The sequence below is a fragment of the Nonomuraea sp. NPDC050227 genome (genome assembly GCF_044459705.1).
Taxonomy (GTDB): domain Bacteria; phylum Actinomycetota; class Actinomycetes; order Streptosporangiales; family Streptosporangiaceae; genus Nonomuraea.
Map to the genome: position 1 here is coordinate 1 of NZ_JBITJF010000015.1, position 18,911 is coordinate 18,911.

Sequence of the window (18,911 nt, forward strand, 5' to 3'; positions counted from 1 at the left end):
GTTGATCGCGGTGGTTGCCTATGTCCCGAGACACACTCTGTTGAAGTTTCCTATGTCCTGCGACACGGGTTTCCTATGTCCTGAACCAGCACACTACAGGGGGCACACAATCTTGACCGGCGGCTCCAGCCGCTGACCAGCGCAAACATCACAGGAACGGGCGGGCCTCCAGTCTCATGGAGTCCCGCCCGTTCTCGTTGTAGCTCGCTGGTTGTGGACGATGATCCGTGTGCGGCCTGCTCCACCCACCATTCGCAACGCCCCCTGGTTGACCAACGACGCGACAGCAGCGTCCACGAAGACATCAGCGCCAGGCATACAGAGTGCGGCGTCTGGGCGGCGACGGCCTAACCGTCTCGGGCGCCGTCACGTCAACGAACGTGAGTATCGACTTCGCTCCTGGCCATGCCGTGCGGTATGACGAGCGAGGGGATCACGCCCACACTGGTGCTGTCGCCTGGCGCGCCGGAGCGCAAGTGCCCAGTACGCCGCTTTGAGGACGCCCCCGGTCAGTGACTGGCAATGAGGGCACGGCCATCTCGCTGGTCGATCTCGATGGCGCTTAGCCGGGCCGCCCGGTCGCTCGCAGACGACGTCCAGCCCTCGAAGGCGACCGGGGCACAGACCAGTAGGCAAAGATCATGGGCACCAGCCATCGCCCGGCCCACTGCGCCTGCAATGGGATCTTTACAGGCGACCTGTTTCCCACCGGGCTGTTCCCGCTCCGTCTTGAGATGGCTGACCAGTTCGACACCCTCGCCCGTGGCGAACATCAACCTGTGTAATGAGGGACCACGGCAACGAATCGATAAATATCGCCGATGAGAAAGAGGAGCGAGAAGGCAACCGCCGTTTTGCTGCGCCAGAGAAATATCAGGCTCAGCACGAACAGGAGGATGGCGAAGCCAGATGCGGTCGTCGCTATCATCACCAGGTCGGGATCGCTGTAGTCCGGCATGGCCGGATCCCAATTATGGTTGGTAGGCACCAGGGCTGGCCAGAGATGCAAGCGACCCAAGCGACACCGTCAGTACGCCCATGGCGTTACGCGCTACCCGGGATTTCTCGTGTGCCGCCGCCAAGCGGCGCTGCTCTTCTTGCGTCCGCCGAACGACCGGGTCGGACAGGCCGCCGAATGACTCCAAGTCTCTTCCTCGCATTTCGACCCGAGCGCCATGCACGCCACAGCCCACATATAAGCACAGAACGCGGCGGGTCCCCGCCGACTTCGGCGTAGAGAATGCCGGGCAAGCAGATATGCAGGCCCATACTGCTTTGAGATCTGCGGAGCGGAGAGATTCCTATATCTCGCCAGGTCCGTCCATCGTGTCCGACATGCTGTCCTCATCAATCTCATGGATCGGCGTAACCGATTGCCAGTCCGGACTTGGCGTGAACCCCGCGCAAAAATCGAGGGCCGTTCTGGGCGGTGGCGTGGGTGGTGATGGCGCCAGTGCCGGGCTGGTACCAGCGGGCGTGCATGTTGACCCTGCTGGTGTCCGGATCGGTTTACTCGCCCTGATGGCAGAAGGTGGCTGGGCTCCCCGTCTGTAGGCGTACAGGCTGCCGGCGTTGGCGGTGGACTGGTCGAAGGCGTCGAAGGTGAGCTGAGTGCGGGCTTGGCCTGGGTGGCCAAGGTGCCGCGTGGGTTGTAGGTCCAGGCGGCGCCGTCGCCTTCGGTGAGGCGGTTGCGTTCCCGCATGCGCTCCGGAGATGGGAGCGCAAGTCGAGGTCTTGCCGAGGCCGCCCGCCACTCGATGTCACCGACGGCAAGCATGTGGATCAGGGACCAGACGCGTGGACATGCTGGATTCGGCGCGGCGGTCGGTTTGGGGATGACTTTCTCCCTTTGCCGCGAAGCGGGACACAGCGGGAGGGCCGTGTCAGTATGACCATGGGTCCCCTCCGAGGAGTGTCCGATGTGTGACGATGTGTTACTTCCTGGTCCCGTATCCGCTGCCCTGGCCGATTACCGTGCGCTCCGTGACGGGCACGGTCCCTGTTGGGGCGAACCGTCTCTGTCCTATGTCGTCCAGGCATGGGCGACCGTCTTCCTCGACCGCCGTTACAACTTCTACACCACCGGACTGCGCCAACTGGCCGAGCGCCACCCCGACCTGCCCGCCGCCGAGCTGGAGGATCACCTCGGCGAGGTGGATCCCGACCGGGTGGTACGTGACGCGCTCGCCGGCGACGTCGTGGACAACCTGCCCGTGCTGCGCCTGACGCCCGGCGGTCACGCGGTGGCGGCCGTCACGCGAATCGTGCTGGAGGGCGAGCCGTTTCGTACGGCGTTGCTGCTCGACTCCAGCAGGGACGAACCGGTCACCGTGCTCGTGGACGGCACCCCTTACACGGTGGAGGCGCACGGGGCCAAGGTGGTCGAGGTCGCCGAGTCCGTCGTCGTCGACGGGCAGCCGGTCGACCTGACGCCGCTGAGCAGGCGGGTGGCGGCGGCCGGCGTGCGGTTGCGCGCGGGGTTCCCGTGCCGGTGGAGCGTGACGAGCGCGAGCGGCCAGGGCTGGTACCCCGAAGGGGCGCCGCCCAAGCTGGACGCGCACCGCCGGCCGTTCTTCCACGGCGACGACCTCGTGGTCGCCGTGCCTGCCGAGCCCGTCACCGTGACCGTGGCCAGGGGGATGGAGTACGGCACCGCCGAAGTGACCGTTACTCCGCAGGCCGGCGCGGAGACGCTGGTGGAGCTGACGCCCGAACGGCTGTACGACGCGGCCGCCCGCGGCTGGTACGGCGGCGACCTGCACGTCCACCTCAACTGGATGGGCGAGGAGCCCGCCGCGCCCGAGCTGGCCGCCGCCGCGCAGCACGGCGAGGACCTCCACGTGCTCAACCTGGTGGCGGGCAACGTGGCGAGCGAGCGCGTCTACGACGCGGAGGCGCTGGAGCAGTGGGTGGGCAAGGACCTGCCCTGGTCCGACGACCGGCATCTGGCCAGGATCGGCGTCGAGTACCGCAACGACGTGCTCGGCCACTGCACGGCGTTCGGGCTGCGCGGGCTGCCGAGCCGCTACCACACGGGCTTCGGCGGCACGGCGGACTGGCCGCCCAACGCGGCGGCGTGCGAGGAGCTGAGGGCGCTCGGCGGGATCGTCTCCTACGGTCACCCGTTCCACACCGCGTTCGGCGACGACGACCCGCCGGACGTCGTGCTCGATCGCGGACGGTCCTGCGCGGCCAGGGAGATCGTGGCCGACGCCGCACTGGGTCTGATCGACTCGCTCGATGTGCTCAACCACTCCTCCGTCCTGGCCACGGCGGCCGTGTACCGCCGTCTCATCGGCGCGGGCAACAGGCTGGCGGTGACGGCGGGGACCGACGCCGTGCTGTCGTTCTGCCGCCGCGGCACCGCCTCCGCCCCGCCCGGCTGGGAGCGTGTGTACGCCAACGTCGCCGGCCCCCTCACCGCCGAGTCCTACGCCGCGGCGATCCTGCACGGTCGTACGTTCGCCACCACCGGGCCGTGGCTGGAGCTCACGGTGAACGGGCACGGCCCCGGCGACACGCTGGAGCTGCTGCCGGGCCAGGAGGTGGAGATCGTTGTCTCCACGATCGGGCCGGAGGTCGAGGAACTGGAGATCCGTACCGCTGCGGGCGTGGTCGCGCAGGGGCCTCCCGGGCGGCTGGTGGCCACGATGAGGGCGGACGAACCGACGTACGTGGTGGCGGTGGCGACCGGCGGGCCACACCCGCGCTCCCAGCACCGGCGCGGCGCCTACGCCCACACCAGCCCCGTGTACCTCGACGTCGCGGGCGGCCATGTAGCCAGGGAGGCGGACGTGCGCTGGTGCCTGGCCTGGCTGGACCGGCTGGCATCGATCCTGCGCGAGTCCGGCCGCTTCGACACCCCCGCCCAGGTGGACGACCACCTGGCCCTGTACGAGCAGGCCAGCCAGATCTACCGCACCCGCCTGCCCTGACCCCGGCCCGCATGAACGCGACCGGCCCCCAGGGCCGGTCGCGCAGCGGGGGGAGGGGACAACGGGGTGGCGGGGCCCGGCGATGGTGTGCGGAGGGGCGGGGTGGCGGGGCCCGGCGATGGTGTGCGGAGGGGCGGGGTGGCGGGGCCCGGCGATGGTGTGCGGAGGGGCGGGACAACGGGGTGGCGGGGCCCGGCGGTGGTACCCGGGGGGGCGGGGGCGACGGACTGGCGGGTCCCGCAGCGGTGCGCAAAGCAGGCAGGGGCGACCGGGGTGGCGGGGTGCGGTGGTGGTGTGTGGAGGGGTGGGTGGGAAGGTGTCTGGGTGCAGATCTCCCTCCTCGGCCCGGTCGCGGCCGCGTCCGACGACGCCTCCCCCATCGACATTCCCGGCGTACGTCTGCGGGTGCTGCTGGCGCGGCTCGCGCTGGAGGCCGGCCGGCCGGTGTCGGCGGACGCGCTGATCGACTGCGTCTGGGGCGAGGAGCCGCCGGCCGGGGCCGTCAACGCGCTGCACGGGCTGGTCTCCCGGTTGCGCAGGACGCTGGGCGGGCCGGAGTCCGTGGAGCTGGTGGCCGGCGGCTACCGGCTGCCGCTGCGTCCCGAGGACGTGGACACCCACCGGTTCGAGCAGCTCGCCGGGCAGGCCAGGCGGGAGCTCGCGGCCGGCCGGCCGCGGGAGGCCTCCTCCCTGCTCCGCGCCGCCCTGGAGCAGTGGCGCGGCGACGCGCTGGCGGACGTGCTGGAGGCGGCGTTCGCCCGTAACGTGGCGGCGCGGCTGGAGGAGTTGCGCGCCACCGTCGCCGAGGACTTCTTCGACGCGGAGGTGCGGCTCGGCCGCCACTCCGAGGTGCTGGCCGACCTGCGGGTCGCGGCCGTCGCGCGCCCGCTGAGCGAGCGCCTGGCCGAACTGCGGATCCGGGCTCTGTCGGCCGCCGGCCGCCAGTCGGAGGCGCTGGCCGTGTACGACGAGGTCCGCGGCAGGCTCGGCGACGAGCTGGGCATCGACCCGTCGCCCGAGCTCCGCGCGGTCCACCTCGCCCTCCTGCGCGGGGAGCTGAGCCGACCCGCCGTACGGCCGCAGGCCGCGTCCAACCGGCTCCCGGCCAGGCTGACCACCTTCGTCGGCCGGGAGCGTGAGCTCGGCGAGCTGGCCCTGCTGCTTGCCGAAGCGCGGCTGGTGACGATCGTCGGGCCGGGGGGCGCGGGCAAGACCAGGCTGGCGCTGGAGGCCGCCGAGCAGGTCGGGGACCGGGCGTGGTTCGTCTCGCTCGCCGGGGTGACCCGTCCGGACCAGATCGCCGACGCGGTGCTCAGCGCCTGCGGCGGCCTGTTCGAGGGCGGGTTCAAGCCGCAGGCTCCCGCGCCCGCCCGGTTGGCCGCCCAGCTCGACGTCGGCCCCGCCGTGCTGGTGCTGGACAACTGCGAGCACCTGGTGGAGGCGGCCGCCGAGCTCGCCGAGCAGCTGCTCGGCCGGCTTCCGCAGCTGCGCGTCCTGGCCACCGGCAGGGAGGCTCTGGCGATCGACGGCGAGGCCCTGTGCCACCTCGGCCCGCTCGGCCTGCCCGTGCCGGACGCGGACCTGGCCGAGGCCGCCGAGTCGGACGCCGTGCGGCTGTTCGTCGAGCGGGCGGGCAGGGTGCGCCAGGGGTTCGCGCTCGACCGGGCCACGCTGGGGCCCACGGTGGAGATCTGCCGCCGGTTGGACGGCATGCCGCTGGCGCTCGAACTGGCCGCGGCCAAGCTGCGGGCGATGACCGTGACGCAGATCGCCCAGCGCCTGGACGATCGGTTCCGTCTGCTCACCTCGGGCAGCAGGACCGCGCTGCCGCGCCAGCGCACGCTGCTCGCGCTGGTGGAGTGGAGCTGGGACCTGCTGGAGGAGCCCGAGCGGGCGCTGGCCGCGCGCCTGGCCGCCTTCCCCGGCGGAGCCGACCTGGCCGCGCTGGAGGCGGTCTGCTCCGACGCGTCCCTGCCCGCCGAGGACATGGTGTACGTCGCGGGCGCGCTGGTCGAGAAGTCCATGATCCAGCAGGTCGGCGACAGGTACCGGATGCTGGAGACCGTCCGCGCCTACGCGGCGGCCCAGCTCGCCGAGCCGCCGGTCGGCGACCGTTTCCGCGGGTACTTCCTGGCGTTGGCCGAGGAGAACGAGCCGCTGCTGCGCACCCGGGACCAGCTGCGCGCCGTCGAGGTCTTCGACGCCGAGCACGACAACCTGGTCGCCGCGCTGCGGGCCGCCATCGGAGCGGGCGACGCGGCCACGGCCGCCCGGTTCGTCAGGTCCATGATCTGGTACTGGGGCATGCGCGGGATGTCCACCGAGTCCGACGCGTTCCTGAGCGAGGTGCTGGCCTTCGGCGACGAGTTGCCCGACGACGTCCGTGCCGCCTTCGAGGTGGTACGGGCGACGGCGGGCCGGCGGGGCGGGCCGGAGGTCCGGGAGAACCTCAGCCGTCCCGGGGTGACGAAGTTCCACAACGCGCTGCCGTTGCTCCGCCTGTCCAGGCTCACCACCCAGGACGCCGGAGACCTGGAGGCCCTGGACTCCCCCGACCCGTGGGTGCGCGCCAGCGCCCGCTGGGCCTACGACTTCCTGCTCACGGAACAGGGCGACCAGGAGACCGGCGCCCGCCACAGGGACGAGGCGCTGCGCCTGTTCGAGCAGGTCGGTGACCGCTGGGGCCTGGTGATGAGCCTGGTACGGCGCAGCCGCGTCCACGGCCTGCGCGGCGAGCACGAACACGCGGTCGCGGCCTGCGAGCGCGCCGTCGCGATCGCCGCCGAGCTGGGCACCGAGGAACACCTGTTCATCACCAAGTCGCATCTCGCCCAGAACCGCATGCGCGGCGGCGACCTGGACGGCGCGCTGCACGACATCCACGCCGCGCGACGCGTGGGCCGCGAACACGGCCACCGGCGGCTGGCGGCCAGCATGCTGTTCCCGCTCGCCGAGGTGCACCGCCACGCCGGCGACCTGGGCCGGGCCCATGAGGTCGTGGACGAGCTGGAGACGGTCGTCCACCGGCTGCCCGGCCCGCCCGAGCTGAACGGCGACGTGATCGTGTCCTCCCGGATGGCCGTCCTGGTGACCGAGGGGGCGGCGGAACGGGCGCGCGAACTGCTGCCCCGCGCGATGCGCGGCGTGCTCGGGCACACCAACGCCAATGCCCTGGCCCGCGCCGCGGAGCTGCTGGCCAGGCTGCTCGGGCTGGAGGGCGACCCGGCGGGGGCCGCGACGGCGCTCGGCATGAGCCACGTGATCCGGGGCGTCTTCGACGAGGGCGACCCCGATCTGCGGCGGCTGGTGCCCGTCCTGGCCGGGCGGCTCGGCGACGCGGGTTACCGGGAGGCGTACCGGCGTGGCGCGGACCTGCCGCGGCAGGAGGCGATCGACCGGCTCATGACCCACTGCGCCGATCCGGCCGGGTCCGCTCCCCCGGGTGGCCTTCCGCGTCCCGGGCGGAGTTGACCGGGCAAGGCGCGGCGGTCACCTCGGCATCCTGGCGGTGACCGCTTCGAGCGCCTTCCCGGCCTCGATGAGCTCGTTCATGGACGTGATGAAGAGGTCGCCGTTCTCGTCCGTCAGGCTTTTCCGGCAGTTTCGGCCGCCGTTGCCGGCCTGGGTGACGAACGTCCGCCAGAAGGCCCGGGTCTCCTGGTCGGGGGCGTCGAAGTAGCGGCCCGCGTCCCGGGCGATCTCCCCCATGTGGGTGCACAGGGGGCCGAAGATCGCCGGCTCGACGGAGCCGCGCCCGGCCCGCGCGGCGTCGTTCAGGCTTTTGGAGAGACGTACGACATCGGTCCTGTACCGTTCGCGCAGATCCCACCCGCCGTGTGCCCACCAGGCCTTCACCTGCAGCTGCCTGATCTCGGCGGACACCACCGCACCTTCGAGGCCCACCACCCGCTGGACCTGGGAGAGGGTGGCGGGTCCGGGCGATTCCTGCTGTGCGGCCGCCACGAGGGGCGCCGCCACCGCCGCCGCGCAGAGCACGGCCGTGGCGGCTCGCCGCGCGGCGAGCCGGCCGGTCGGCCGCGGGCCGGGAGGGAGGTCGCGGGTCGCGCTTCGGGTCGTGGGCCGCAGCCTCCGGGCCGCCGACACGATGCCGGCCGCCATGACGGCGGCGACCGCGGCGAGCACGAGAACGTAGCCCATGATGCTCTGCACGAGCGTCCACGCCGGATCCGGCAGCCAGTGGCAGCGAACCGCCAAGGTGTTGAGCGGCTGGAAGCAGCCGTCCGCGGCGGCGAACACGAAGCGGCCGGCCAGGCCGCCCAACGCCACGACCTCGGCGGCGATCAGCGCGACGAGCAGCCGGTGACGGCTCGCCGGCACGCTCGCGACGGCGGCTGCCGCCGCGGCCGCCGCCACCAGGGCCACGAGCGTCCACGCCTGGTAGACCAGGGCGTAGAAGCCTGCTCGATCCGCGGGCGGGGGCTGCCAGGTGTGCATGTAGCCCATCACGACGGCGACGGCGGCCCAGCTCGCCGGTATCCCCAGCAACACGGCCGGCAGCACCCGCCGCTGCAGCGGCACCCCCTTGCCCAGGGCCTCCCACCGGCCGGGCTCGGTCAAGGAGCCGAGCGTCCACGAGGGCGGAGCGGTGGTCGGGCGGAACGTCCAGGTGAGCAGTGGCACCACCCACAGGGCCATGACCGCGGAGAGGACGAGCGGCGTGTCGAGGCTGGTCAGGAACGGCCACACCGCGCCGATCGCGGACTGCATGGCCGGATGCTCCTCTGGTGAGGCGCCGTACAGCTCCCGCAGGATCACCTGCATCCCGGCGGGGTCGACCGTTCCGGTGCTCGCCAGCAGCGCGCCTTCGCTCTGCCACCACACGAACCAGGAGAACAGCACCAGCCACGCGGCCGCGAGCCCCAGCAGCATGGCCGGCCGGATCGTACGCCCCGGCCAGGCTCTGACCCACAGTTCGGCGCACTGCGCGGTCCACCAGGCGAAGGCCACCCCGGCGAACAGCACCAGCGCCAGCACCACCGGGTGGTCCGGGAACCACCGCAGGACCGTCACCCGGTTCAGCACCAGTTCGCCGGCCACCGCGCCGGCTCCCAGCCACAGCCCCGCGCACGCCGGACGGCGCCCGACGCCCGGTCAGCACCGCATGGACCACGGCACGCCACAGCGCGATCCCGGCCACGCCGGTGACCAGACCTGCCACCAGCAGGGCCGGCAGCCGGCCCAGCCAGGTGCCGCTCGCGACGGGAGGCAGGTACTCCGCCACCTGGACGTCGATGAGCGGAGCGGCGGCCCCGGTCAGGAACATGGGCAGCGCCTGCACGCCGAACAGCGCCGCCGGGTCGGTGACGGCGTCCCGGCGCAGCGTCCAGCGCGGGTGCATGCGCCACAGCTCGACGAAGGAGCCGAGAGCGCGCCGCAGCCGGCCCGTGACCGGGGCGGGCATCGTGAACGCCAGAGAGCGCAGGTCGGCGCCCCAGCGCGTCGCGGCGAGGTCGGCGTGGATCTCCCGGCTGCGCAGGACGTCCGAGCGGGCGAGATAGACCAGGAGGATCATGCAGATCGGAAGCAGCAGGCCCCGCGTGGTGAACGCCGTCTCGCCGGGCCAGAACGGCGACCGCGCGGAGGTGGGGATCGCGGTGAGGTACCAGACGACGTACGGGAGGAGCACGAGGACGACGAACACCCGCCACACGACGACGGTGGCGTAGGTGATGGTGAGGTCGCGGTTGCGGATGTGGGCGAACTCGTGCATCGCCCGCGCGCGAAAGCCGTCGGGATCGGCGGTCCTGCGGGCGACCAGGCCACCGTGCAGGCACACGATGGGGCGGCGGTCGCTGCCGAACACCACGGCGTCGGTCGTGACCGCCGTCGGGTCCACGACGATCCTGGGCAGGCGGGCCAGGCCGGCCACGGCGGCGAGCTCCGCCATCCTGCGGCCGATCTCGCCGTCGTGGTCGATCGCGTCCAGCGGTACGAGGCGGCCCCGCCGGACCTTCCAGTGCGGCAGGGCCAGGAACAGCGCCACGGCCGCCGCCGCCACCAGGACGAGCCCCAGGAGGGGCAGCCACCAGGGCGCCGCGGGCTCGTAGCGGTCCACGCAGGCCCAGTAGGCGTCGTGGTTGGCGATGATCCGCGCGGAGACGGCCCGGTCGGTGCCCTGGGTGGGATCGCCGCCGGCGGCGAGCAGGCAGCCGTATCCGTAGCCGCCGTGGTATCCGCGGGCCACGACCTGCATCATCGAACCGCTGCTCACCAGCAGCAGAGTGAGCAGCAGCACGAAGCGCACGGTCGTGCCCGCGCCCATCGCCCGCTCGTCGATCCGCGGGGCGGAGGCCGTGGCCGTCATCACTGGTTCTTCGTCAGGGGGACGCCGTCGGCCGGGCCGTCCGGTTCACGCGCGTCGGGTTCCGGTGCGGCCAGTGCGAGCCGGCCCACCACGGCGTCGGCGATGAGCCGGGCGCGGCTGTCGCCGAGCCCGTGCTCCACAGCGGTCTCCAGCACCCTGCGGTGGACCTCGGCGAGCTCGTCCCGGGTCAGGTCAGGGACGAGGACGGCCGCCGCCGGCCTCCGGAAGACCTTGCGCAACGCGGCCTTCGTGCGCGCCGCCGCGCCGTCCACGGCGGCGGTCCCCACCCGCCGTGCGGCCTCGTCGACCATGAGCCACACCACCGGCGTCACCAGGGCCGCGATCTCGCCCAGGCCGAACCCCAACGGCTCACGCCTGGTGCCCCGCCGGCCCAGCCGCCGGATCACGACGTCGTCGCCGAGCCCGGCCAGCCCGTCCACGAGCAGGAGCTCCTCCGGCGCGGTCGCCGCCACCACATCGCGCACGACGTCGCGGACCCTGGTCGTCGCCGCCCTGCTCGCAGGACCGCCGCCGCTGGGCGAAGCTGCTCCGGAACTCATGACGCCCCTCTCCGCATCGCGTTCTGTGACGCACCCGCCACGCTGTGCAGGATCTCCATCCTCACGGAAGGGGCCCGGCGATGGAGGTGAACGCGGAAAACGGCATGAATCACGTGTCCGGCACGGCCGCCCCCGTCAGGGCGTCATTCGCGCAGGAAGGCCAGCAGGGAGGCGGCGAGTTCGTCCGGGGCCTCTTCGGCCACGTGGTGGCCGCTGTCGATGGGGTGGCCGGTCACGTCGTCGGCCCAGGTGCGCCAGATCGCCAGCGGGTCGCCGTACAGGTCCTCCATGTCGTCCTTGGACGTCCAGAGGAACAGGGTGGGGCAGGTGAGGCGGCGGGAGGCGGCGCGGTCGGCGTCGTCGGCCGCGCGGTCCACGGTCAGGCCGGCGCGGTAGTCCTCGCACATCGCGTGGACGGTGTCCGGGTCGTGGATGGCCCGGCGGTAGTCCTCGTACGCCTCCTGGCCCATCTGCTCGGGGCTGCCCTGGTACCAGGCGTCAGGGTCGGCGTTGATGACGCGTTCGGCGGGTTTGGCGGTCTGGCCGAGGAAGAACCAGTGCCACCAGGACGCCGCGAAGCGGGCGTCGGCCCTGGCCAGCGCCTCGCCGATGGGGATGCCGTCCATCACGACCAGGCGGGTGACGGCGGCCGGGTGGTCGGCGGCCAGGCGGTGGGCGACGTAGGCGCCGCGGTCGTGGCCGGCGACGGCGAACCGTTCGTGGCCCAGCGAGCGCATGAGGGCGACCATGTCGCGGGCCATGGCCCGCTTGGAGTAGGGGGCGTGGTCGGGGGTGGTGGGCGGCTTGCCCGAGCGGCCGTACCCGCGCAGATCGGGGCAGACCACCGTGTGGTGGGGGGCCAGGAGGGGTGCGACGCGGTGCCAGGTCGCGTGGGTGCGGGGGTGGCCGTGGAGCAGCAGGAGGGGCGTGCCGGAGCCGCCGTACCGGACGAACAGCTCGGTCTCGCCGACGTCGATCACGTCGGTCGCGAAGTCGTCGAACATCGGCCGCCTCTACCCGGGACCGTCATGGATCAACACCTGCCCAAGAACCGGAGTTCCGCCGCATAAGGGGACGTTCTAGGATCGGGCCATGCCTTTGACCGCGGACGACGTCGACCGGTTCGTGGCCGCCAGACCCCGCCTGGAGGCCATCGCCTACCGCCTGCTCGGCTCCGCCGCGGAGGCCGAGGACGCCGTGCAGGAGACGTTCCTGCGCTGGCAGTCCGCCGACGTGGACCGCGTCGAGGTGCCCGAGGCGTGGCTGACGAAGGTGCTCACCAACCTGTGCCTCAACCAGCTCGGCTCCGCGCGGGCCCGTCGCGAGACGTACGTCGGGGAGTGGCTGCCCGAGCCGCTGCTCGCCGGCGACCCGATGCTCGGCCCGGCCGAGACCGCCGAGCAGCGCGAGTCGGTCTCGTACGCCGTCCTCACGCTGATGGAGCGCCTGTCCCCGAACGAGCGGGCGGTCTACGTGCTGCGGGCCGCCTTCGACCACTCCCACCGGGAGATCGCCGAGATCCTCGACATCACCGAGTCGGCCAGCCAGCAGATCTTCCACCGCGCCAAGAGGCACGTCGCCGACGGCCGGGCCCGCACCGAGGTCGACGAGGCCGCCGCCCGGCGGATCGTCGAGGAGTTCCTGGCCGCCGCCACCAGCGGGCAGACCGAGCCGCTCGTCCGCCTGCTCACCCAGGACGCCATCGCGGTCGGCGACGGCGGCGGGAAGGTCCCGGCCCGCGCCAAGGCGTTCGAGGGCGCCGTCGCGGTCGCGAAGTTCCTGTGGGGCCTGGTCAAGCCCGGCAAGGCCAAGCGGGCCATCATCGGCGGCTCGCCCGAGATCTACCCCTGGACGGCCAACGGGGAGCCGGCCGTCGTGGCGGTCCTGGACGGCCGGGTCGTCGGCGTCATGTGCCTGGAGGTCACCGCCGAGGGCATCGCCGCGTTCCGCAACCAGGTCAACCCCGACAAGCTGGACCGCGCGACCGCGCGCTGGGCGGCCAGCGACCACGGGGAGCCAGTGTTCAGAGCCTTCTGAGCCTTCTGAGACACGGTGTGACGCGCTTCACACCGTGATCCTGTCAGGAAAACGCGGGCCGTCCGGTTCAGGTGGCGAACCCGCGTCAGACAGGAGCGAGGAAATGCAGCACCGCATCATCGTCCTCGGAGCCGGCTACACCGGAGCCGTCGTCGCCGGCCGCCTGGCCAGGCGGCTGAGCCGCGAGGACGTCGCCATCACCCTCGTCAACGCCGAGCCCGACTTCGTGGAGCGCGTCCGCCTGCACCAGGTGGCGACCGGGCAGGACCTCAGGCCCCGGCCGTTCCGCGAGATGTTCGCCGGCACCGGCGTCGAGCTGCGGCTCGGGACGGTCACCGGCCTCGACGCCGACCGCGGGACCGTCACCGTCACCGGCGCGGGCGGCGCCGAGGAGCTGGCCTACGACACGCTGGTCTACGCGCTCGGCAGCGGCTGGAACGCCGAGGGCGTGCCCGGGACCGCCGAGCACGCCTACGACGTCGCCGGCCGTCCGGGGGCGCTGCGGCTGCGTGAACGCCTGGCCCGGCTCGACGCCGGTCAGCGCGTGGTCGTCGTCGGCGGCGGGCTCACCGGGCTGGAGGCCGCGGCCGAGATCGCCGAGGCCCGTCCCGACCTCGACGTCGCCCTCGCCGCCCGCGGCGGTCTCGGCGACTGGCTCTCGCCGAAGGGCCGCGCGCACGTGCGGAAGGTCCTCGCCGGGCTCGGGGTGAGCGTGCACGAGCACACGGCCGTCACCGGCGTCGAGGCTGACCGCGTCACCACCGACGGCGAGCCCATCCCGGCCGAGGTGACCGTCTGGACGGCCGGCTTCGCGGTGCACCCGATCGCGCGGGCGACCACCCTGGAGGTCAGCGGCACCGGCCAGATCGTGGTCGACGGGACCATGCGCTCGGTCTCGCACCCGAACGTGTACGCCGTCGGCGACGCCGCCATGGCGATGGGCCCCGGCGGCAAGCCGCTGCGCATGTCGTGCGCGTCGGGCATCCCGACCGCCTGTCAGGCCGCCGACTCGATCGCGGCCCGGCTGACCGGCGGGAAACTGCCGAACACCACGCCGCGCTACTTCAACCAGTGCGTCTCGCTGGGCCGGGGCAACGGCCTGATCCAGTTCGTCACCGCCGACGACCGCGCTCTGCCCAGGGTGCTGACCGGGCGGGTCGCCGCCGTCTACAAGGAGCTGATCTGCAAGAGCGCCGCCTGGGGCGTCGCCAACCCGATGATGGGCAAGCCGGCCCGGCGGCGCCGCGTCACCCGCGCGAACGCCCCGGCCGGCCCCGCCGCCGCCAGGGCGCGTGCATGACGACGGCCGGCGTGGCGCACCCGGCGGCGCGCCCCCGTCAGGGGGTCGTGAGGACCACGAGCTGCCGGGTCGCCCGGGTCATCGCCACGTAACGGTCGACCGCGCCCTCGACCCCCTCGACGCCCTCGCCGAACCGGTCCGGATCGACGAGGACGACCAGGTCGAACTCCAGCCCCTTCGACAGCTCCGGCGTCAGCGACCGGACCCGGGGCCGCTCCCGGAAGGCCGGGTCCCCGATCACGCAGGCGATCCCCTCGGGGTTCGCGGCGAGCCAGGCGTCGAGGATCGCGTCCAGCTCGGCGACCGGCCCGCGGGTGACCGGGACGCCGCTCTCCCGGATGGAGACCGGCACGTTGGCGTCCGGCAGGGCGGCCCTGATGACCGGCTCGGCCTCGGCCATGATCTCCGCCGGGGTCCGGTAGTTGACGCTCAGGCCGGCCAGCTCGACGCGGTCGATGCCGACCCGGCCCAGCCGTTCCGCCCACGACTCGGTGAACCCGTGCCTGGCCTGGGCGCGGTCCCCGACGATGGTGAAGCTCCTGGACGGGCAGCGCAGCAGCAACATCTGCCATTCGGCGTCGGTCAGCTCCTGGGCCTCGTCCACGACGACGTGCGCGAACGGCCCGGCGAGCAGGTCCGGCTCCACGGTGGGCAGCTCCGACTCGTCCACCAGGTTGCGCTGGAGGTCCGCCCGGCGAAGCTGGGTCACCAGGCCCTCGCCGTCGTCGTCGGCCTCGATCAGGTTGTCCACGACCTGGGCCATGCGCTCGCGCTGGACGGCCAGGGCGGCCTCCTGCCTGCGCTGCCGGCGGGACGCCTCCGGGTCGCCGAGGCGCTGGCGGGCCGCGTCCAGGAGCGGCAGGTCGGAGACCGTCCAGGACTGGGCGTCCGCGCGCTGGAGCCGCCGGATCTCGTCCGGGGCGAGCCAGGGGGCGCAGAGCCGCAGGTAGGCGGGGACCGTCCACAGGTCGCCGACGAGGTCGGTGGGCTCGATCAGCGGCCAGGCGCGGTTGAAGGCGGCCAGCAGCTCCCGGTTCGCGCGCAGCGACCTGCGCAGCAGCTCCGGCGACACCTCCTGGTCGCCGTGCTGGTCATGCGGGTCGTGCTTGTCGATGAGGATCGTGAGCAGTTCCTCCCAGATCTGGTCGCGGGCCTCGTTGTGCGGGGTGCCGGGGTCGGCGGCCTGGAACGCCTCGGCCCAGTCCTCGGCGCTCAGCCAGACGTCCGACCAGTGCGTGGTGACCGTCATGCCCTTGGCGGGCGGGTTCTCGTAGAACCTGACGGCCGGCTCGATCGCCTTCACCATGTCCGCGGACGCCTTCAGCCGCGCCACCTCCGGGTCCCGCTCGGGGACCGCCGCCGCCCCCTCGGGCACGAGGTCGCGCAGGGTGCAGGTGCGCACGCCGTCCTCCCCCAGGCTGGGCAGCACGTCGGCGACGTAGGCCAGGTAGGGCTGGTGCGGGCCGACGAACAGCACGCCGCCCTTGTTGTGGCCGAGCCGGGGGTCGGAGTAGAGCAGGTAGGCCGAGCGGTGGAGGGCGACGACGGTCTTGCCGGTGCCGGGGCCGCCGTCCACGACGAGGGCGCCGCGGGAGCCGGCCCGGATGATGGCGTCCTGGTCGGCCTGGATGGTGCCGAGCACGTCGCGCATCCTGGACGAACGGTTGCCGCCCAGGCTGGCGATGAAGGCGGACTGGTCGTCGAGCGCGGCGTGCCCTTCGAAGCCGTCGGCGGTGAACACCTCGTCCCAGTAGTCGCTGATCCGGCCGCGGGTCCAGCGGTAGCGGCGGCGGCTGGCCAGGCCCATGGGGTTGGCGTGGGTGGCGCCGAAGAACGGCTCGGCCGCGGGCGAACGCCAGTCGAGCAGCAGGCGGCGGCCGTCTTTGTCGGTGAGGCCGAGCCGTCCGATGTACACCGGTTCGGGGTGGTCGGCGGTGACCATGTGGCCGAGGCACAGGTCGAGGCCGAAGCGGCGCAGCGTCCGCAGGCGGGCGGACAGGCGGTGGATCTCCAGGTCGCGGTCGAGCGCCTGCCGGCCCTTGCCGCCGGGGGCCATGCGTTCGGCGTCGAGGCGGGCGGACAGGTCGGCGATCGACTGCTCCAGGCTCTCGGCGAGGGTCGCGAAGTGTCGCTCGTCGACGGCGATCAGCGCCGGGTCGGCCTTGGCGGCGAGGTTGCCGGGCAGGTCGAACACGCCGGTGGTCAGGGGATTCATGTATGTGGCTCCGCTACGAGGTCGGTCTTCGCGTGGCAAGGCTTCTGGCCTCGGCGGACGATTCTGCGGCACGACGGGGGTCTTGCCGCAAGCCCCCCGGTGCGCTATACGTTAAGAGTGGAAAGGAGTAGAAGCTCCTTTTTCTGCCACTTTGCTCCGCGACACAGGCCCTGCTTCGCTTCACAGCACAGCGGAACCGGGGTGACCCGCCCGTGACGGGCGGGTCACCGGCCGAGGGTCACCAGTCGCCGTCGCCGCCCTCGTCGTCGTCGCCTTCGAAGATCTCCTCGACGATCTCCCCGGCCACCAGGCCGCCGACCACGCCGGCGGCGCCGGCCGCGGCCACCGCGCCCCAGCCCGGCCCGCCGTGGTGCTGCTCGTGATGGCCGTAGCCGTGGTGACCGTGGTGGTCACCGTACCCGTGGTCGCCGTGGCCGTGGTGGTCGCCGTGCCCGAAGCCGCCGTGGGCGTGCGCGGCCAGGCCGGACAGCCAGCGGTCGAGCTCGGCGGCCCAGTCGGTCTGCAGGGCGTCGGCGTGACTGACGGTGAAGCGGCCGATCGCGTCGCCGGAGTAGCGGCCGGCGCGCTTGTCGGCCTCCAGGACCACCTCCAGCCCCGCCGGGTCGGCCACGAAGGTCACTTCGAGCTCGCCGAGCACGCCGGCGTACCGGCCGGCCGGGTAGAACTCGATCTCCTGGTAGAACGGCAGCTCCTGGCGCACGCCGTACAGGCGGCCGGCCTCCAGGTCGGCGGACTTGAACGCGAAGCCGAGCTGCAGCAGCGCCTCCAGGATGCGCAGCTGCGAGGGCAGCGGCTCGACCGCGACCTCGTCGAGGTCGCCCTTGTCGACCGCCTTGGCGATGGCGAGCTCGGTGCGCACGCCCAGCGCCATGCCGTGCAGCGGCTGCCCGCCGATCTGGCTGATCGGCGCCTCCCACGGCACGCCGATCTGGAACGGGATCGTGCGCTCCTCGCCCTGGCGCAGCACGAACGGCCCCGACACCTGGACGCGGGAGAACTCCCCGGCCCCCGCGTGCTCGCCGTCGCCGTGCTCGAACTCCACGCGGGCGACCAGGCCGAGGGTGACGTGCTCGATCTCGGCGTCGAAGTCGCCGCCCTTGAGCCGCACCTCGCCGGACAGCGTGCCGCCCGGCTGGACGCGCGGCGTCGCCAGAACGGTGTCCACCGAGGGCGCGCCGACGCCGAAGGCACCCAGCATGCGTTTGAAGACCACGGCTTGTTCTCCCTGTCGAAGATCGAATGTGTGCAGCCGACCCGCACAACGATCTCCGTCCGGCCCCGGTTCCGGCCATGCCGAAAACGTCTGCCGTACAAAGGGGCGGGAACGGCGGGATCCCGGAGTGCGGCGCGTTCGCCGCACTCCGGGATCCCGGCGCGTTCCGCTCTACCGGACGCTGCGTCTGCCGTAGAGGCCCGCCGCCAGGGCCACCCCCAGACCGGCGAGCACCACCTGGATGACCAGTTCTATCCAGTCGATGCCGCGGGTGTCCGCGACGCCGACCGCGGCGGCGATCGCGGTGCCGATGAGGGCCGCGACGATGCCGATCACGATGGTGAGCCAGATGGGGATGCTCTGACGGCCCGGCACGACCAGCCGGCCGAGGACGCCGATGACGAGCCCGATGATGAGGGCGGAGATGATGCCGGTGACTGCCACGCTTCACACTCCCGTTCTGCCGCGCCGGATGTCGCCACCCCTCGTGGGGGAGGAGTGCCCCCGGCCTGACAGCGCCATTGCTTCCCAGCAGCATCACAAAGAAACCGGACCACTCAGCCTGATATCGGTTCATGGCGGACAGGTTCCATGCGGGTGTGCCGTTCGCGGTGGTGGCGGAGGCGACCCCGCGGTGCCTACACTGCGGGCACACCCCACGACAGCAGACGCGAACGAACGGCGCACCGAACCCCTCTCAGGAGCCCTTTGTGACCGTCAGACGAATCGTGCTGCACGCCCTGCTCGCGGCGACGACCGCGACGACCGCCGCCGTCACCGCCGCGGCGCCGGCGAACGCCACCGCCTTCACCCTCACCAGCACCGCCTTCACCCAGGGCGGGATCATCCCGAAGGTGCACGAGTGCACCAGCGGCGGCCAGAGCGACCCCGGCCGGCGCAACGAGTCACCGCCCCTGACCTGGAGCGGCGGCCCGGCCGGCACCCGCGGCTACGCCCTGGTGATGCGGGACCTGGACAACAACAACCTCATCCACTGGGTGATCTACGACATCCCGGCGGACGTGACCTCGCTGCCGCAGAACGTCGAGCACGCCTACCGTCCGACGGCCCCGGCCGGGGCCCGGCAGATCTACTACCGCGGCAGCGCCAGCCTGTACGGCTACCAGGGGCCGTGCTCCCCCTGGTCGGTCAACACCTACCAGTTCACCGTGCACGCCCTCGACCGGGCCGCCCTGACCGAACTGGGCTCCGGTTCGTCCACGACGACCGCGGCGAGGGTGATCTCCGGCGCGTCCCTGGGGACGGCCGTGCTGTCCGGCGAGTCCTGAACGCTCAGGAGCGCCG

Annotated in this window: 14 protein-coding genes and 1 pseudogene; 7 read left to right on the forward strand and 8 right to left on the reverse strand. The window is 72.6% G+C overall.

From position 1 onward, the window contains the following. Positions 1-772: 772 nt before the first annotated feature. Positions 773-958 (reverse strand): hypothetical protein, encoded by a 186-nt coding sequence (locus ACIBK9_RS43015; RefSeq protein ID WP_397164721.1) that lies wholly within the window; start codon positions 956-958, stop codon positions 773-775. A gap of 961 nt (positions 959-1,919) precedes the next feature. On the opposite strand from ACIBK9_RS43015, the gene ACIBK9_RS43020 reads away from it, so the two are divergent. Continuing rightward, positions 1,920-3,935, forward strand: a complete 2,016-nt coding sequence (locus ACIBK9_RS43020; protein WP_397164723.1) for a CehA/McbA family metallohydrolase — start codon at positions 1,920-1,922, stop codon at positions 3,933-3,935. 324 nt (positions 3,936-4,259) lie between these two features. Next, positions 4,260-7,406 carry a BTAD domain-containing putative transcriptional regulator gene (locus ACIBK9_RS43025; protein WP_397164725.1) on the forward strand — a complete coding sequence of 1,049 codons (3,147 nt, stop codon included), beginning with the start codon at positions 4,260-4,262 and terminating at the stop codon, positions 7,404-7,406. An 18-nt stretch (positions 7,407-7,424) separates the two neighbouring features. Here the strand turns inward: ACIBK9_RS43025 and ACIBK9_RS43030 are convergent, their stop codons facing one another. After that, on the reverse strand, positions 7,425-8,993 hold the full coding sequence (locus ACIBK9_RS43030; protein WP_397164727.1) for a hypothetical protein: 1,569 nt from the start codon (positions 8,991-8,993) through the stop codon (positions 7,425-7,427). A gap of 104 nt (positions 8,994-9,097) precedes the next feature. Here ACIBK9_RS43030 and ACIBK9_RS43035 point away from each other — a divergent pair, with 104 nt between their 5' ends. Next, positions 9,098-9,454 carry a hypothetical protein gene (locus ACIBK9_RS43035; RefSeq protein ID WP_397164728.1) on the forward strand — a complete coding sequence of 119 codons (357 nt, stop codon included), beginning with the start codon at positions 9,098-9,100 and terminating at the stop codon, positions 9,452-9,454. Here ACIBK9_RS43035 and ACIBK9_RS43040 read toward each other — a convergent pair. Then, a pseudogene (locus ACIBK9_RS43040) lies at positions 9,343-9,843 on the reverse strand (M48 family metalloprotease); the annotation flags it as partial. The gene ACIBK9_RS43035 and the pseudogene ACIBK9_RS43040 sit on opposite strands and share 112 nt — an antisense overlap. Between ACIBK9_RS43040 and ACIBK9_RS43045 the strand changes: the two are divergent. Continuing rightward, positions 9,734-10,003 carry a hypothetical protein gene (locus tag ACIBK9_RS43045; protein WP_397164730.1) on the forward strand — a complete coding sequence of 90 codons (270 nt, stop codon included), beginning with the start codon at positions 9,734-9,736 and terminating at the stop codon, positions 10,001-10,003. The pseudogene ACIBK9_RS43040 and the gene ACIBK9_RS43045 sit on opposite strands and share 110 nt — an antisense overlap. A 256-nt stretch (positions 10,004-10,259) precedes the next feature. Here the strand turns inward: ACIBK9_RS43045 and ACIBK9_RS43050 are convergent, their stop codons facing one another. Both ACIBK9_RS43050 and ACIBK9_RS43055 read right to left on the reverse strand, forming a co-directional pair. Further along, positions 10,260-10,820, reverse strand: coding sequence for a hypothetical protein (locus ACIBK9_RS43050; RefSeq protein ID WP_397164732.1), 561 nt, complete (start codon positions 10,818-10,820; stop codon positions 10,260-10,262). Positions 10,821-10,963: 143 nt separating this feature from the next. Further along, on the reverse strand, positions 10,964-11,824 hold the full coding sequence (locus tag ACIBK9_RS43055) for an alpha/beta fold hydrolase (protein ID WP_397164733.1): 861 nt from the start codon (positions 11,822-11,824) through the stop codon (positions 10,964-10,966). 88 nt (positions 11,825-11,912) lie between these two features. Here ACIBK9_RS43055 and ACIBK9_RS43060 point away from each other — a divergent pair, with 88 nt between their 5' ends. Continuing rightward, entirely contained in the window at positions 11,913-12,857 is a 945-nt protein-coding gene (locus ACIBK9_RS43060; protein ID WP_397164735.1) for an RNA polymerase sigma-70 factor, read from the forward strand. A 103-nt stretch (positions 12,858-12,960) separates the two neighbouring features. Further along, complete coding sequence (locus tag ACIBK9_RS43065) at positions 12,961-14,157, forward strand: NAD(P)/FAD-dependent oxidoreductase (RefSeq protein WP_397164737.1); 1,197 nt, start codon at positions 12,961-12,963, stop codon at positions 14,155-14,157. 37 nt (positions 14,158-14,194) lie between these two features. Here the strand turns inward: ACIBK9_RS43065 and helR are convergent, their stop codons facing one another. From helR to ACIBK9_RS43080, 3 genes are all read right to left on the reverse strand, one after another. Further along, a complete protein-coding gene (gene helR, locus ACIBK9_RS43070) occupies positions 14,195-16,372 on the reverse strand; it encodes an RNA polymerase recycling motor ATPase HelR (protein ID WP_397164739.1) in 2,178 nt (725 codons plus the stop codon). 238 nt (positions 16,373-16,610) lie between these two features. Further along, on the reverse strand, positions 16,611-17,606 hold the full coding sequence (locus ACIBK9_RS43075; protein WP_387668365.1) for a sporulation protein: 996 nt from the start codon (positions 17,604-17,606) through the stop codon (positions 16,611-16,613). 171 nt (positions 17,607-17,777) lie between these two features. Beyond that, positions 17,778-18,050, reverse strand: a complete 273-nt coding sequence (locus ACIBK9_RS43080; RefSeq protein ID WP_387668368.1) for a GlsB/YeaQ/YmgE family stress response membrane protein — start codon at positions 18,048-18,050, stop codon at positions 17,778-17,780. Between the two features lie 266 nt (positions 18,051-18,316). On the opposite strand from ACIBK9_RS43080, the gene ACIBK9_RS43085 reads away from it, so the two are divergent. After that, positions 18,317-18,895, forward strand: a complete 579-nt coding sequence (locus tag ACIBK9_RS43085) for a YbhB/YbcL family Raf kinase inhibitor-like protein (protein ID WP_397164740.1) — start codon at positions 18,317-18,319, stop codon at positions 18,893-18,895. Positions 18,896-18,911 lie beyond the last annotated feature (16 nt).

What these genes read in the sequence shown, in the direction of transcription:
- ACIBK9_RS43015 (WP_397164721.1), bottom strand. Translation starts at nt 958, where the DNA reads ATGCCGGACTACAGCGATCCCGACCTGGTGATGATAGCGACGACCGCA.
- ACIBK9_RS43020 (WP_397164723.1), top strand. Translation starts at nt 1,920, where the DNA reads ATGTGTGACGATGTGTTACTTCCTGGTCCCGTATCCGCTGCCCTGGCC.
- ACIBK9_RS43045 (WP_397164730.1), top strand. Translation starts at nt 9,734, where the DNA reads ATGGGGCGGCGGTCGCTGCCGAACACCACGGCGTCGGTCGTGACCGCC.
- ACIBK9_RS43050 (WP_397164732.1), bottom strand. Translation starts at nt 10,820, where the DNA reads ATGAGTTCCGGAGCAGCTTCGCCCAGCGGCGGCGGTCCTGCGAGCAGG.
- ACIBK9_RS43055 (WP_397164733.1), bottom strand. Translation starts at nt 11,824, where the DNA reads ATGTTCGACGACTTCGCGACCGACGTGATCGACGTCGGCGAGACCGAG.
- ACIBK9_RS43060 (WP_397164735.1), top strand. Translation starts at nt 11,913, where the DNA reads ATGCCTTTGACCGCGGACGACGTCGACCGGTTCGTGGCCGCCAGACCC.
- ACIBK9_RS43065 (WP_397164737.1), top strand. Translation starts at nt 12,961, where the DNA reads ATGCAGCACCGCATCATCGTCCTCGGAGCCGGCTACACCGGAGCCGTC.
- helR (WP_397164739.1), bottom strand. Translation starts at nt 16,372, where the DNA reads ATGAATCCCCTGACCACCGGCGTGTTCGACCTGCCCGGCAACCTCGCC.